Annotated in this window: 1 protein-coding gene; it reads left to right on the forward strand. The window is 37.1% G+C overall.

Annotated features, from left to right (window positions below; translation table 11 throughout):
• Positions 1–439, forward strand: a 439-nt coding sequence (locus NON16_RS25405) for a reverse transcriptase domain-containing protein (protein WP_257352403.1), incomplete at both ends; no start/stop codon positions are given.

Raw genomic sequence — 439 nt, forward strand, 5'->3', positions numbered from 1 at the left:
TTAAAGGATTTTTCGATAATGTCAATCATGCACTTCTTATCAAACAATTATGGAACTTAGGTATCCATGATAGAAGAGTATTAGCTTGTATTTCCAAAATGTTAAAAGCTGAAATTGATAAAGAAGGAATACCCTCTAAAGGTGTACCGCTGGGTGGTATTTTATCGACGATATTATCGAACGTTGTACTAAATGATTTAGACCAGTGGGTTGCAGGACAGTGGGAGTTCTTCCCTCTTATAAAACATTATAAAACAAAAGAAGGTGAAAGATACGCTAAGAAGCGTACGAACCTGAAAGAGGGGTACCTCGTCCGCTATGCGGACGATTTTAAAATCCTCTGTCGAGATGGTAAAACGGCTCAAAAATGGTATCACGCAGTTAGATTATACTTGAAGGAACGTTTGAAACTAGATATTTCACCAGAGAAATCGCAAAT

The sequence above is a fragment of the Pseudalkalibacillus decolorationis genome (assembly GCF_024609785.1).
In the GTDB taxonomy this organism is placed as follows: Bacteria; Bacillota; Bacilli; order Bacillales; family Fictibacillaceae; genus Pseudalkalibacillus; species Pseudalkalibacillus decolorationis.